Source organism: Bradyrhizobium macuxiense, assembly GCF_007993935.1.
GTDB classification, from domain to species: Bacteria; Pseudomonadota; Alphaproteobacteria; order Rhizobiales; family Xanthobacteraceae; genus Bradyrhizobium; species Bradyrhizobium macuxiense_A.
Genome location: NZ_VITY01000016.1, coordinates 142620 through 156717, shown reverse-complemented (window position 1 = coordinate 156717; position 14098 = coordinate 142620). Strand labels below are relative to the sequence as shown.

Here is a 14098-nt window from a genome sequence, read left to right as displayed (position 1 = left end):
TCTCCTAACTCGCGATCCGGGCGCGCGAATGCGGCAAAAGCCGCGCTCGAAATGCGGCCGTCAGCGCCGGCAACAGCTGCAGGGCGTCGTTGACGATGGCGATATGGGCGAAATCGAATATCGGCGCATTCTTGTCGGTATTGATTGCGACGATCAGATCGGCGCCTTCGACGCCGACCCGGTGCTGGATCGCGCCGGATATGCCGGCAGCGATATAGAGCTTTGGCCGAATGGTCTTGCCGGTCTGGCCAATCTGCCGGTCGGTCGAGACCCAGCCCTTTTGCACCAGAGGGCGCGAGCAACCATACTCGGCGCCGAGGACCGTTGCGAGCTGGCGCACCAGGTGGAAGTTGTCCTGCGATCCCAGCCCCAAGCCGCCGGCGACCACGACATCGGCGTAGGCAAGATTGGACGTTTCGGAATCGCGGTCCGGAATGAACGACAGCACCTTGGTGACGATGTCGTCCTCAACGAGACCAAGCGGGTGGATAACGATGCGGGCCGCATCGCGCTCGACACGTTCGGGCATCGGCATGACGCGCGGGCGGACGGTTGCCATCTGCGGCCGATAATTCAAGGTGTAGATCGTGCAGAGCAGCGAGCCGCCAAAGGTCGGACGTGTGGCCGCAAGCGAACCATCAGCATCGACGTCGAGCTCGGTGCAGTCGGCGGTCAGCCCTGTCAGGAGCGTCGTCGCGACAGATCCCGCCAGATCGCGGCCGAGCGTGGTGGCGCCGAGCAGCAAGATCTCTGGCTTGTAGGCGTTGACAAGTTCGGTCAGCGCCTTGGTATAGGATTCATTGCGATACTCCGACAGAATGTTGTCGGGCACGAGATAGCTCAGATCGGCGCCATAGCAGAACGATTCGAGCGCGGCATTGCGCGTCGCCTCCCCCTCCGGACCGATTACGATTGCGGCGAGATCAACCTTCAGCTTGTCGGCAAGCCTGCGGCCCGCCCCCATGAGCTCCCAGGAAACGGGATGTACCTGGCCGCGCTCCTGCTCGACGAAGACCCAGACGTGCTTATAGGCCTTAAAGTGCTCCGGCAATTCTCTTCTGGCTGCGGCACGGCCGCCCACGGCCGGCGTGGCAGCTTTGGTGACGTTGCTCATACCTTTGAATTCCCTCAAAACCAGCGCGCCTGCGCCACAGGATCGCGCTCTAGCTTCGGTTGCCCCTTGAAGATGGATTGATCAGCGCCGGACCGGTTTCTCGGCTGCCGCCACCGGCTCCGCCTTCCCGGTGCGGCCCCAGCGCAAAACGGAGCGCTCGGCCATGGCCGGTTGCCGCACAGGTCACGTTTCGACAGGTCATGTTTGAAGATGTCCTTGGCTCCGGCCTCCTTCGCGCCCCATGTCACCGCCGGCGCCCGCGCCAGCCGCACGGCGTCGGCCGTGCCGCCGCGACCAGTCCGGCTCATCGCTTCCAGCATCGTTGACCAGGCAGCGCCGATTTGTGCGCAACACTCGCGCGCCGCCTTCGACCTGACGCTACGCGCTGACTGTGGTGAGCGCGGTAATCTTATCGCCGAACCCGTCGTGTAATTGGTGCACGTCTTCCGGTGCAAAGAAATCGCACACCACCATGATGATCTGTCCTCCTGACACATGATGCTGCCGGTCATGGGGTGTTGGAAGATCAGCGCAAAATCAGTGACGTGCTTGATGCAGACGGCCGTATGCATGCCTTCTCCAGACGGTCGCGTGGATGCTTGAGTTACCGATGGATCGCCACCTCCCGCTCAATCCCTGACCTCGATTACGTCGAAGGCAATTGCGAACGGAGCTAGCGCGAGCGTGATCCAGGAGATGATCGCGGCACTGGCAGTGAGCAGCAAAGGCAACGTCATTGATCTTCCTCCAAATCTCATCTGGAACAAAAGGTCGGCAGAGCCGTCGTCAACGACAGACTTGGCAGCAGAACAGCAAGTGTCGTACCAATCGTGGCGCCATCGAAAATCAGACGTCAAAGCAATGGTTTGAGATGATTTGGTGAAGATAACCTACAACATCACCGGCACGACAACTCCTGACATGGTCGCGAATCCAACAACGCCGCCTTGCGCATTGGTGCAGAGAGTTGACCTTGATGAAGACGAAGACCGCACAACTGGGCCGTAACAGCAACGTGGCGCGGGAACAATCCGCACCGAGGTGACGGCGCGGCTACTTCAGGACACTCAATGGCACGAAGGCGGCGGACTTCTTTGGCTCTGCGTTCTTGGGCTCTGCGACCGCATCCTTCAAAACCTTGAACACTCGCTGGTCGATTGGTGACGACACCACGAAATCGGCATAGGCCTGCTCCAGCATTGCCTTGCACCGGGCCATGACCTCTGGTTCCGAGACGCCGGCGAATTGTTCTTTGGCGAGATATTGCCCCATGCGCCCCAGGATATGCAGGCGTGCGACGTTGAGGATTTTGGGGTCGTAACCGACGTCAAGGAGCGCAAAAAACTCCTCTGCTGAAGCGGCCGCGTTGAGCCGCTCCATGATGCCGGCTGTCGCCCGTGTGTCGCTCATCGAAAACTCTTCCTTCTGTTAAGCCGCCGGCGTGCGGCCGGGATCCGGCGCAGCCGCACAATCCTGCCGTACCTTGCCTTGCAGTGCCCCAACGTATCGCCCACCCAAGGCTTCAGAAACGCGAGGCGGTCGAGTAGCACTGCATCGCCTCCTCGAGGCGCCGCGCGAGGTCGGCCACCTGGACGCCTGCAATGGCCGGCGGGGACAATGCTGGACGTGGCCTCACGCGCGATGGCTCAATGAGCGTTCACAGACGTCGCGCCAAATCGCAACCAATGTCTCGCGCTCGACCGGCAGCTTGTTCTCAACGGCATATTTCCGTACCCGCGACAGAATCTGTCTTGCCTCATCGGCGCTGGCGGCAAGCTGCAATTCGTCGAGCAGCGTTGTGATCGCCGAAAGTCCAGAATGTTTGCCGATCACAAAACGGTTGGAGCGACCTAGCAAATGGGGGTCAAGCCACTGATAGGTGTGTTGATCCTTCAACAGACCGTCGACATGAATGCCGGATTCGTGGGTGAATACATGCTCACCTACGATCGCCTTGTTCAGAGGAATCGCACGTGCTGCCGCGGCCGCGACCACCGCAGCGACGTTCTCGAGCTCCGGAAGTATGATGCTGGTCTGTCGTCCGTAGAGCTGTTTGAGCGCGACTGCGACCTCCTCCAGCGGCGCGTTGCCCGCACGCTCGCCGAGCCCAATGACCGTCACCGAGGCATGGCTCGCACCGGCTTTGATGGCAGCGAGCGTGTTGGCGGTCGCAAGCCCGAGATCGTCGTGACCGTGAAACTCGAGCTCGAGATCAGTGGCCGCACGCAAATGTCCGACCAGCGCGTAAGCTGAATCTGGATCAAGCACGCTGAGCGTATCGGCAATGCGAAAGCGCCGCGCACCTGCCGCCTTTGCAGTTGCGACCAGTCTGATGAGAAACTCGACATCGGCACGGGAGGAGTCCTCGCCGCCGACAGCGACCTTGAGCCCTCGCTCACAGGCGTAGCCAACCACTCGCTTCATCTGCTCCAGCGCCAATTCGCGATTTCCGCCAATCTTGGCCGCGATCTGCACGTCGGAGGCCGGGATCGACATATTGACCATGGATACCTTCGCCTCGATCGCCGCATCGACATCGGCCTCTCGCATCCGGCACCAGCCAATGGTGGTGAGCGGGAGACCGGCTTCGACGATGGCGCGGATGGCCGAGATCTCCTCACTGCCCATGGCGGGCGTTCCGGCCTCGACTTCGGTGACCCCGGCCCGCGCCAGCGCCCGCGCGATCGCCAGCTTTTCTTCGGCGGTAAACGCAACGCCAGGCGCCTGCTCGCCATCGCGCAATGTCGTGTCGTTGAGCACGATCGGCTTGGCCGGCGCCATCTCGGACCACGACGGTTTGGCAACAGTTGCGGCAACGATCACGAGGAACTCCTTGCTATGTCTGACCACGGAATGTGCTTCAGCAACCGGCATGCCACGCCGGCGACCACATCAACCGATTGACCGATATGTGGTTTTTGTCGGGATTGGATTGTCGCAAACGCGACATCGTAGCAGAACAAGCTCGTCAAGTTGACTTGCGCCTCCCTGAGCGGGGGTCGACCCGGGCTTGCCACACGGGTCGGCTCCTGGTCGCGAAGCCTGGGCAGTCATCGACTGGAAAGCCGGCCAACAGATGATCCCGCGCCCGCCTCAGATGGGCCAGTCACCGGCGACGATCGGGCTCGCCGCCTGCAACAGAACGTCGCGCCGGCGCTCGGCCATCCGGCTCTCACCGCTTTCATCGCCAAAACAGACGTTGAAGTCGTTGCATTGCGTGCACACCGGCGTCGTACACATCACGAGGCCCTCGTCCTCGCATAGCGTGCGATAGAAGAACCGCTTCCATCGCATATTGTTGATATTGCACGCCGCGAGCGGCGCAAAATGGCGACTTAGAAGCCGAGAGAGTTCGCCTCGGTTGCGCAATCCGAGGTCTTCCCATAAGTGATCCGGCTCGATGGCGCGTCGCGCGATCATCGCAGCCAGCCAGCGGCCAATATCCCCTTCCGTCGACCGTCGCGCGAGCAAGAGATCACGCACCATTGCGACCTCGTCGGTCACATTGGACTCAGAACACGACTGTTCGGTTTTGATCTCAATCGACGGGAAGTACTGTTCCAGCAACGCCGCCAGTTCATGGCCAGCCAGGCCGGCCTTCTCGGGAAGTGGGCCACCGTCCATCGAGGCAGCCGCCAGAATAGACGCCAGCACGTGGCGATCGAAATCACTGTCGGCAGCTATCTCGGCGTCTGCGGGGGGAACCCCAGTCAGCAGGCGGTAGGTTGCAATTCCCTTATGCACGTCTTCGCTCGCGCCGATCGCACCACCAATCAACAGCGGAGGCAACTTCGCTTCAAACATGCCGGCCTTTCCACCGCGGGTCCAAGTATGTGCCGGCGTATCCCACCGCGCTCTCGCCGGAATGCCGGTCTCCCGGGGATGGGGGAAATTGGGGAGACCGGCACCCGCTCGCGCGCCCTTACGAGGCCACGAGTCGCCACCTTTACGAGGCAGCGAGTTCGGCGGCGCTCTTGCCGACTATGGACTCGTCAACCGCCTTCATGATGCCGTGCTCCATCAGCATGTCCTCGAGCTCGTCCATGGAGATGGGCGTCGGGATGACGCCTTTGCCGCCATTGTTGTGGACCTTGGTCGCGAGATTGCGATAGTGATCGGCCTGCTGAGAGTCCGGCGCATACTCCAGCACCGTCATCCGGCGCAATTCCGCATGCTGGACGATGTTGTCGCGCGGCACGAAATAGATCAGCGTGGTTCCAAGCTTCTTGGCCAGCGCGTCCGCCAGTTCCAGCTCCTTATCGGTCTGCCGCTCATTGCAGACCAGGCCGCCCAGCCGCACACCGCCGGAGTTGGCATATTTCAGAATGCCCTTGGAGATGTTGTTGGCGGCGTACATCGCCATCATCTCACCGGACATCACGATATAGATCTCCTGCGCCTTGTTCTCGCGGATTGGCATTGCAAAGCCGCCGCAGACAACGTCGCCGAGCACGTCGTAAGAGACATAGTCAATGCCTTCGTAAGCGCCGTTCTCCTCCAGGAAATTGATCGAGGTGATGACGCCGCGCCCCGCACAGCCGACACCCGGCTCGGGCCCGCCCGACTCCACGCAGCGGATGTCCTTGTAGCCGATCTTCATCACGTCCTCGAGTTCGAGGTCCTCGACACTGCCGGCGTTCGCTGCCAGACTCAAGATCGTGTCCTGCGCCTTGGCATGCAGGATCAGGCGGGTCGAGTCCGCCTTTGGATCACAGCCCACAATCAGGATCTTTTGACCCATCTCCGCGAGCGCTGCCAGCGTGTTCTGCGAGGTGGTCGATTTTCCGATGCCGCCCTTGCCGTAGAATGCGATTTGCCTCAGTGAAGACATGTTGCTCTCCATCAACCGATTTGCCAAACATTGCGCGCTGCTCTGTGCGCGAGCTTGTTTCTTTCTCAGAAACGGGGGCCACGGGTTCAAGGGAAGGAGCGCATCGCTCGTCTTGTGCGTCTGCGTGCACTCAGCCCTCACTCAGTGTTGCGTCATCCCTATAGCAACGGCCGTGCCAACGCCTATCCGTGCTCGTTAAGCGCCTGAATACGTTCTGCAAACTCACGACCCGGCGGAAGATCCCGGCTTATCCGGCGGAAGGTCCCTGCTGCTTTTTACCTGACAGGACTCGTGCGCCTGTCGGAAACCGAACAAGCATCGCAAGCATCAAACGGGTCAAGGCCGGCTTGCCGCGGGCACTTTCGATGCATTCAAGCGTGGAACGGGAATTGCCAATCGGTCTTTGCGGTGGATCGTTGGCGGAGGAACGCGACAATGCAGGTCGGGAGCGAAACATCAACATGGATGGACCAGCGACCGGTGTTCGTGATCGATGATGACGAGATCGCCCGCGCGGCCCTGCGATTCATGTCGCATGATGGAATCGAGACGCACCAGCTTACAACGCCGGAAAACGCTCCTGCCAGGGGCGTCGATTGGCCGGAACCGAATGTGGTGCTGCTCGGCGGCTGTCTTTTGGAGCAAAAGGAGCCGGCGCCGATCGGCGAAATGGCGGCCCAATGTCCTGGCGTTCGAATCCCGATCGTCTGCGACGCATCAGACGAGGCCACCACGGTCGGCGGCATCACGGACGGCGCGCCTGACGTGCGCGGCAAGCCATCGACCTTGACAGCAGTCCGCAACAAGGTCGATGCCGTTCTCGAATGCGGTGGCGTCGCGCCGATCGCTCAGCCTGGCGCGCTCGAATAGGTGAGCCGTGGCAACGATCATCTTCTATCAAAAGGGCGGCTGCGTCACCAACGCCCGACAAATCCGCTCGCTGACGGCCGCAGGCCACCGCGTGATTGCCAAGGACATCTTGAAAGAGCCGTGGCGCACGGAGGAACTGCGCTCGTTCTTCGGACATACGCCGGTCGCATCCTGGTTCAACCGTGCCGCGCCGCGCATCAAGTCAGGCGACGTCAATCCCGACACGATCGATGCGGCGAGCGCACTTGCGCTGATGCTCGGCGATCCACTTTTGATCCGACGCCCTCTGATCGACGCCGACGGCGAAAGATGCGCGGGATTTGATCGTGAGCCCGTGCTGTCGCTGCTTGGGCGGACCGCGCCGGATGATCTCGAAGGATGCTCGCGCGAGGGAACGCTCATGGACTGTCCGTCCAAGTGAGACGATTGCACAAACTCCGGCCATGCCGATAGACAAGACCGACGCTCCCTCTCCTCGTTCTTTGCGGACGCGCGCGACGCGCAACGCTCGCTGAGAAGATTGGAAGATGAGAGGTGGCTCTATCAAGCGCTGCAGGTCGGGAGAGAGACCGCTCGGGGCAGATCTGTGCGTCGCGCAAAGCGAACCTTCCGCGCATGCGGCAGGACATGACAGGCGCAATGCAAGCTTGAGAAACTTCAACCGCGCATTACCGACGCGACTTAGCGACTAAGCGACTTAATTGCGTCCGTGAGCCGGTCGATTTGATCCGCATCAAATCCCTCGCCATCCCGATCATGTGACAGAGGGCTCGCGTGACTATCCACGCGGACTTAGGAATGGAGACTTTGATGAAAGCGAAAACAATTCTGACGAAGGCGTCCCTGCTCCTGCTTGCGGCAGCGGTCGACGGAGGCGCCATGTCGCTACACGCTGTGGATCTCGCACCGGCGCGGGTCTACGCTAGACCTCCATTGGTCGAACCCTTCAATCCCCTCATGATCCGCCTGCGCGTGCTCGGCGTGCTGCCGGATTCCGAAGGCAGCTCGGTCAATGTCGGCGCCGTGCCGCCCCTGTCGTCACCGAATTCCGGGCTCTCGATCAGCGATCGAGTCGTACCGGAGCTCGACATCACCTATTTCTTCACCCCCAACGTCTCCGCTGAACTCATTCTCGCCGTGACCAGACATCAGATCAGCGGAACTGGGATGCTGAGCGGACTTGATATCGGCAAAACGTCGCTGTTGCCGCCGACGCTGACCCTGCAATATCACTTCACTCAATTCGGCCCGTTCAAGCCGTATATCGGCGCCGGCATCAACTACACCGCGTTCCTCCACCAATCCGCGGCCAAGGCGCCGTTTGCGGGCCTGATGGTGACAGATTTACACGTCAACAACACAGTTAGCCCCGCGATCCAATTCGGCTTCGACTACATGCTCGATCGCCACTGGGGTCTCAACTTTGACGTGAAGAAGTTGTGGCTGCGGCCGGATTATTCGGCGACCGTAAACGGCGCGATCCCCGTCACCGGGCGCGCTAATATCGACCCATGGCTGGTCAGTGGCGGCGTCACGTATAAGTTCTGAGTCAAGAGCACGATCCGAGAAAGTCGAATAGATTTACTTACACGAGGAGGTCGAGCGAGGTGACGATTCGAAGAAGCGTCATCACGCGCAGCGCCGGGAGCCGGGCCCGACGCCGCATTCGCTTCGGTTGTGCGCAATTGACGAAGCCAGCACGAGGTAACAGATGCGATCGAATTGCGTTAAGAGTGATCGATTAAGTTCGCGCCCAAGATCAAAGCGAGGACGGATCAAGCTTCCTTAAGACGCCGCAAATTCTGCCGTTGGGCGATTGATCATCTCAATGGCGAAGTTTTGGAATACTTGTTGCAGCGCTCGATGTTGAAGGAAATGGCACCCCTGCTCTCGTGTTGTTTGGTGATCTTAGCTTGAGCATGCGGAAGCGCACGGGCGCAGAATTCGTCGAGTGCTGGGTCCAATGAACCGCCTGTTCAGATCAATACGTGCAATAATCCGTTACATTCCTTGGAGGACGTTACGCTGGCAGATTGTTCGCGATCGCCGCGCGAACGGACTTTGTACGGCACGGACGAACGAGCGCGGCCCCTCGGCAAGCGTATTCCAATGAAGTCATAACGGTACGTTTCGTACCGAAATGCCAGCAGCCCACTACCAATTTCGAAGTCTTAGACCACCAAGCGTCTTGCCGCGCGTCACGGCGGGCCGCATAAGCTTGCCAGTGTCCTTCGAATCCGAAGTTCGCTAACGTGTCCACCACAGAATGAAGCGAACTTCGGATTCGAGAGACTAGCGCACTGGTCCAGTCCAACCATGGCACTCGCACCGCTGATCGCCTACGCCCATGTCAGGAAGAGCTTTGCCAACGGTCATGACGCCGAACGCGTCGCGGCCGTAGACGATGTCTCGCTCGATATTGCCGCGGGGGAATTCCTGGCGATCGTCGGCGCCTCCGGCTCCGGCAAATCCACCCTGCTGCGGCTCGCCAACCGCCTGCTCGCCCCCGACAGCGGCCGCGTCATGGTGGAGGGCGAGGACGTGCGCGACGTCGATCCGGTGCGCTTGCGCCGGCGCATGGGCTACGTGTTCCAGAGCGGCGGGCTGTTTCCGCATATGCGCGTCGCCGATAATATCGCCGTCACGCCGAGACTGCTCGGCTGGCCCGCCGCCGAGATCGCCGCGCGGGTCGATGAACTCCTCGAGCTGGTGCGACTCGATTGCTCCCTCCATCGCGATCGCCTTCCGCATGAACTGTCGGGCGGGCAGCAGCAGCGTGTCGGCGTGGCGCGGGCGCTCGCCGCCCGGCCTCGTATCATGCTGATGGACGAACCCTTCGGCGCGCTCGATCCGCTGACCCGCGACACCCTCGGCGACGAATACCGCGCCCTGCATCGCAGGCTCGCCTTGACCACGGTCATGGTCACTCACGACATGACGGCGGCCTTGCTGCTTGCCGATCGCATCGCGGTGATGCGGGCCGGACGGGTTGTGGCGCAAGGCCAGCCGGCTGAGCTGTCAAACGACAACGAACCCTATGTGGCGGAGCTGTTGCGCACGCCCAGGCGGCAGGCCGAGCGGCTGAACGCCCTGCTCCCGGGAGCAAGTGCGGGATGAGTTTCCTGGCCGACCCCCGCTGGCGCGACGCGGCGGCGCACCTGCCGGACTACCTCGGCAGCCATGTTCAGGTCAGCCTGGCAGCGCTGGCGCTCGGGCTCGTGATCAGCCTGCCGCTCGCAATCCTCGCACGCAACCATGCCGTGATCCGCGGCATCCTGCTGGGCCTCGCCAGCGTCGTCCAGACCGTGCCGGGACTGGCGCTGCTCGCGCTGTTCTACCCGCTTCTGCTCGCCATTGCGTCGTTGACGCTTCGCTGGTTCGGCTTCGACTTTTCCGCGTTCGGATTTTTGCCCGCTATGCTGGCGCTGGCGCTCTATTCCATGCTCCCGGTGCTGCGCAACACCATCACCGGGCTGAACGGCGTCGATCCCGCGCTGCTTGAAGCGGCGCAAGGGGTCGGCATGACGCCGCGGCAATCGCTGTTCACGGTGGAATTGCCGTTGGCGCTGCCGGTGATCATGGCCGGCATCCGCACTTCGGCGGTGTGGGTGATCGGGACCGCGACATTATCGACGCCGATCGGGCAGACCAGCCTCGGCAACTACATCTTCGCCGGATTACAGACCCAGAACTGGGTGCTCGTGCTGTTCGGCTGCGTCGCCTCGGCGCTGCTGGCGCTCGCGGTCGATCAATTCTTGACGCTCATCGAACGTGGATTGCGCGAGCGCAAGCGCCTCCACACCATGCTCGGCAGTGTCGGGATCGCCGTACTGGTCACGGCCACGCTGATACCTTCGATGGCACGGGCGCCGTCGACCTACGTCGTTGGCGCCAAAACGTTTGCCGAGCAATATGTGCTCTCCGCGCTGATCGAGCAGCGGCTGCAGGCGGCGGGATTGCAGGCCTCGACGCGCGAAGGCCTCGGCTCCAGCGTGATTTTCCAGGCGCTCGCGGCCAACAACATCGACGTCTATGTGGATTATTCCGGCACGCTGTGGCTCAACCAGTTTCACCGCACCGATATGCCGCCGCGCGAAAGGTTGCTTGCCGAGTTGAAGGAGATCCTGGCAAAGCAGGACGTCACCCTGCTCGGTGCGCTGGGTTTCGAGAACGCTTATGCGCTGGTGATGCCGCGGCAGCGCGCCGATGCACTCGGTATTCATTCAATCACTGACCTGGCTGCGCACGCGCCGATGCTGTCGATTGCGGGCGACTACGAGTTCTTCTCGCGCCCCGAATGGAGCGCCCTGCAAAAGGCTTACGGCCTCTCATTCCGCAGGCAACGACAGATGCAGCCGGATTTCATGTATGCGGCAGTGGCTAGTGGCGACGTCGACGTCATCGCTGGCTATACCAGCGAGGGGCGGATCAAGGAATACGACCTGGAGACGCTGGCCGATCCCAAGCACGCGATCCCGCCCTATGATGCGGTCCTGCTGCTGGCACCGCGGCGCGCGCATGATGCGGCATTGCAGGAGGCGCTGAAGCCGCTCCTTGAGCGGATCGACATTGCGACGATGCGCGAAGCCAATTTGCGCGCCAGTGGCAGCAATGCGAACTCCTCGCCCGCCGCGGTGGCGCGTTGGCTGTGGCAGAGGATCGGTGGGCAGTAGGCGCAGGCCCTCCGGCTGGCCGATTGCCAACTTTGTGCGGAGGAAGTCTGACGGGCTCATCAGAAGCTCTTGCACCAAGGCGCGCGATTTCGAACATCTGGGCGCGCTGCGGAAATGGAAGACACGTCGAATTCGGTAGACTCCGCTCTTTTCCGCCGCGACGTCGACCTCGCGCCTGGTGAGCCAGAATGCTGTGCGTTCGTGCCCTCAAGAAGGGCTCGCGGAGTAACGCGGTGGTAGGGGTAGGCGGCAAGCGGCCGGCCGCCATGAGAATTAACGATAGCTGAGGACGTTTGCTTGTGAGATCTCGTCCTTTCCTGTTCGCCCAGGACGATACCGTGGTCGCGCACGATCGCACGCGCTTTGTCGGCCTGCGTGCCGCTCTCCTTCAGTCAGCACGACGAGCTGCGAGCGATGCTTGATATCGAACCATGGGTCGAGCGAGTACGGCACCCGACGCCAGCAAGACTCAGATCGCGGCCGAGTCTGCACGCCTCAAGCCGATACTGATTGCCGCGTTGCGACCTCATTGCCGGGAGTGTCCGCTTGCCAGGACCAAAACATTTTCACGGACCATCAGCCGTTCGCCGGATCTCTTGTTCGCCCGCTCGGAGGGGCAGCTCCTGCGCGAGATCGCAGCTACCCTGCCTCGCGCCAGTCAATCGGGTTGTTTGGAACTCGACTCTACCCCACGCCCGCAGCACTCATACAGTGCCGATCCTGAGCATCACGTCGTAGCGACACAACATCACAGAACATCGCGAAATGACGCGAACGACATTTCAAACCGTCTTTGGGCCAATAAGGCCTTTGCATGGTCTGCCTCCTCGATCGAAATGACACCTGCTCGAATTGCGAGCAAGAAGATGCCGGGGGTGGTCAATATGCGACGTTCACCCAATCGCTTGATTGCTTCGCGCCGAAACACCCTCTTTTCATCGCATGCGATATCAATGCTTCGCGTGACGGCCACAGCGAGTGACGCCGCTTCTCCCTTGCCCATGATCGCGGATAGCTCGGCGAACAAGCTGAGACTTTGAAGGTCTTTGAGACGTTCTCGTTGTGCCCAGCCGCGCGAAAAAGCCGTTGTCAAAGCTGCTGCCTGCTCGGGAACGGTGATCTCGGCAACGACCTCCTCGAGCACAAGGAACTCGTACCCATCAATTGATCCAAGCAGGCGCAGTGCATCTGAATGGATCAGATTGATTAGCACGTTCGCATCCGTGACAACGATGCGACGCGGGACCGGCGGCAATACTACCCCCCAGGAATGGAAACGCCGGTTGGCTTCTCTCGCTCAATCAATTGAAACTCATCCAGAGAGATGGCCGACTTCGGCTGCTTCAGCACGGCCGCGAAGAGCTCTTCAACCTTCGAACGACTGATCGCTTCGCGCTCATAGGCTTCGAGCGCCAAACTCAGGAAGCGATAGTGAAAGCGATATCGCTCTTCATCGTGGGCGGGCTTCGGCAGTCGCATCAGTCGCTCTAATTCGCGTCCTCTCCCTTCGCGCTCTTGTGCCAGAAGCACTTGCAGTTCACGGTCTGAAAGGATGTGCAGGTTACGTAACCGGTACAATGCGACGGTTCGACTAACGCCAAAGCGGTGGGCCAACAAGACCACATCGTGGAGACGCACCTCCTGAGAGCCCGTTCCACGTGCCTCAATCCCGATCGCACTATCGTCGCCCGTTGGCGTCTCGGCAAACAGGCGCGCCTGTCCGCCCTTTCCCAAGGTCCCCAGGAACTCGCGAACTCCACCCTCCGGCATCAAGAAGTTTGCAGCGAAAGAATTGGCTCGAACTTCCATGAGTTCGGTATTCTGACTATTTCGGCTGATGGTGCCCTTGACATCCGAGTCGAGAAGTACGTGTGCGTACTCGTGGGCAAACGAGAAGGTCCGCCGAAGAATATGCTCTTCGCAGTTCACAGCGACGAACGGACCAATATCAGGATCGAGGAGCGTCAGGCCGGAAACGTCCTCAGGAAGGCTGACCATCGCCGTCCGCACGCCCTGCGCTTGAAGGAGCTCATTGATATCTTCAATCGGAGCATCGCCTATGGCCAGACGGCGCCGCTCTTGTTCGGCCACGGAACTCCCTTGCCTAATTGCATCGTAGCGAGAGCGAGGACTGGGAACTCCATAACGGACCATTGAAGCCAGATCACGATTGGCTCCCACCAGTTTTTCGAGATGCGTAAGCTCTCGACTGACAGACATGCAGTCGCGAAGCGCATCGGCGGCATTTTCATCAGCTAATGCCTCGGCAAGCCGGAAGGCAACCAGAGCAGTCTCCTGACGGAAGTCCTCCGAGAAGAACTCGCGAATGTCTCGCCCGTAGAGCCGCGCCAGTTGGTCAAGCTCCAAGCTCCCAACGGCACGATTGCCAAGCTCGATCTGTGCGATCGCCGAGCGCGAAACACCAAGATGGTCGGCAACTTGGTCCTGGGTAAACGACACGGCTTCGCGGGCGTCCCTTAGACGCCTTCCTAACTCCTGCTGCGTGAGGGGCATGCTCTCTCCCGGTTGGCTCCGGCGGAGGACGCTGGGGTAACCCCAGCGTCCTCCGCCGGAGCCGGCAAATAGCCTTTACCCGATTCACCTAAATTT

13 protein-coding genes are annotated in these 14098 nt (G+C 60.9%); 5 read left to right on the top strand and 8 right to left on the bottom strand.

Going from position 1 to position 14098, the window contains the following annotated elements:
- Nucleotides 1-4: 4 nt before the first annotated feature.
- The 6 genes from FBZ93_RS33770 to nifH form a co-directional block, all read right to left on the bottom strand.
- Entirely contained in the window at nucleotides 5-1114 is a 1110-nt protein-coding gene (locus tag FBZ93_RS33770; protein ID WP_146991733.1) for an electron transfer flavoprotein subunit alpha/FixB family protein, read from the bottom strand.
- A 14-nt stretch (nucleotides 1115-1128) separates the two neighbouring features.
- Nucleotides 1129-1686: a hypothetical protein gene (locus FBZ93_RS33765; RefSeq protein WP_146991732.1), complete on the bottom strand. Its 558-nt coding sequence runs from the start codon at nucleotides 1684-1686 to the stop codon at nucleotides 1129-1131.
- A 481-nt stretch (nucleotides 1687-2167) separates the two neighbouring features.
- Nucleotides 2168-2524 (bottom strand): nitrogenase stabilizing/protective protein NifW, encoded by a 357-nt coding sequence (gene nifW / locus FBZ93_RS33760; protein WP_146991731.1) that lies wholly within the window; start codon nucleotides 2522-2524, stop codon nucleotides 2168-2170.
- Nucleotides 2525-2746: 222 nt separating this feature from the next.
- The gene (gene nifV, locus FBZ93_RS33755) at nucleotides 2747-3895 is read right to left on the bottom strand and encodes a homocitrate synthase (protein WP_146991781.1); all 1149 of its coding nucleotides are present in this window, start codon (nucleotides 3893-3895) and stop codon (nucleotides 2747-2749) included.
- A 312-nt stretch (nucleotides 3896-4207) separates the two neighbouring features.
- Nucleotides 4208-4918, bottom strand: a complete 711-nt coding sequence (locus tag FBZ93_RS33750) for a nitrogen fixation protein NifQ (protein WP_146991730.1) — start codon at nucleotides 4916-4918, stop codon at nucleotides 4208-4210.
- Between the two features lie 142 nt (nucleotides 4919-5060).
- Nucleotides 5061-5945: a nitrogenase iron protein gene (gene nifH / locus FBZ93_RS33745; protein WP_146991729.1), complete on the bottom strand. Its 885-nt coding sequence runs from the start codon at nucleotides 5943-5945 to the stop codon at nucleotides 5061-5063.
- Between the two features lie 435 nt (nucleotides 5946-6380).
- On the opposite strand from nifH, the gene FBZ93_RS33740 reads away from it, so the two are divergent.
- From FBZ93_RS33740 to FBZ93_RS33720, 5 genes are all read left to right on the top strand, one after another.
- On the top strand, nucleotides 6381-6815 hold the full coding sequence (locus FBZ93_RS33740) for a hypothetical protein (RefSeq protein ID WP_146991780.1): 435 nt from the start codon (nucleotides 6381-6383) through the stop codon (nucleotides 6813-6815).
- A 7-nt stretch (nucleotides 6816-6822) separates the two neighbouring features.
- Nucleotides 6823-7236, top strand: a complete 414-nt coding sequence (locus FBZ93_RS33735; RefSeq protein ID WP_146991728.1) for an ArsC/Spx/MgsR family protein — start codon at nucleotides 6823-6825, stop codon at nucleotides 7234-7236.
- 389 nt (nucleotides 7237-7625) lie between these two features.
- The gene (locus FBZ93_RS33730; RefSeq protein ID WP_283810871.1) at nucleotides 7626-8363 is read left to right on the top strand and encodes an OmpW/AlkL family protein; all 738 of its coding nucleotides are present in this window, start codon (nucleotides 7626-7628) and stop codon (nucleotides 8361-8363) included.
- 768 nt (nucleotides 8364-9131) lie between these two features.
- On the top strand, nucleotides 9132-9932 hold the full coding sequence (locus FBZ93_RS33725) for an ATP-binding cassette domain-containing protein (protein ID WP_146991726.1): 801 nt from the start codon (nucleotides 9132-9134) through the stop codon (nucleotides 9930-9932).
- The gene (locus FBZ93_RS33720; RefSeq protein ID WP_146991725.1) at nucleotides 9929-11488 is read left to right on the top strand and encodes an ABC transporter permease/substrate-binding protein; all 1560 of its coding nucleotides are present in this window, start codon (nucleotides 9929-9931) and stop codon (nucleotides 11486-11488) included. The genes FBZ93_RS33725 and FBZ93_RS33720 overlap by 4 nt, the downstream gene beginning before the upstream one ends.
- A gap of 748 nt (nucleotides 11489-12236) precedes the next feature.
- On the opposite strand, the gene FBZ93_RS33715 is transcribed toward FBZ93_RS33720, so the two are convergent.
- Nucleotides 12237-12701 (bottom strand): hypothetical protein, encoded by a 465-nt coding sequence (locus FBZ93_RS33715; protein WP_146991724.1) that lies wholly within the window; start codon nucleotides 12699-12701, stop codon nucleotides 12237-12239.
- Nucleotides 12702-12745: 44 nt separating this feature from the next.
- On the bottom strand, nucleotides 12746-14002 hold the full coding sequence (locus tag FBZ93_RS33710; RefSeq protein WP_146991723.1) for a helix-turn-helix domain-containing protein: 1257 nt from the start codon (nucleotides 14000-14002) through the stop codon (nucleotides 12746-12748).
- Nucleotides 14003-14098 lie beyond the last annotated feature (96 nt).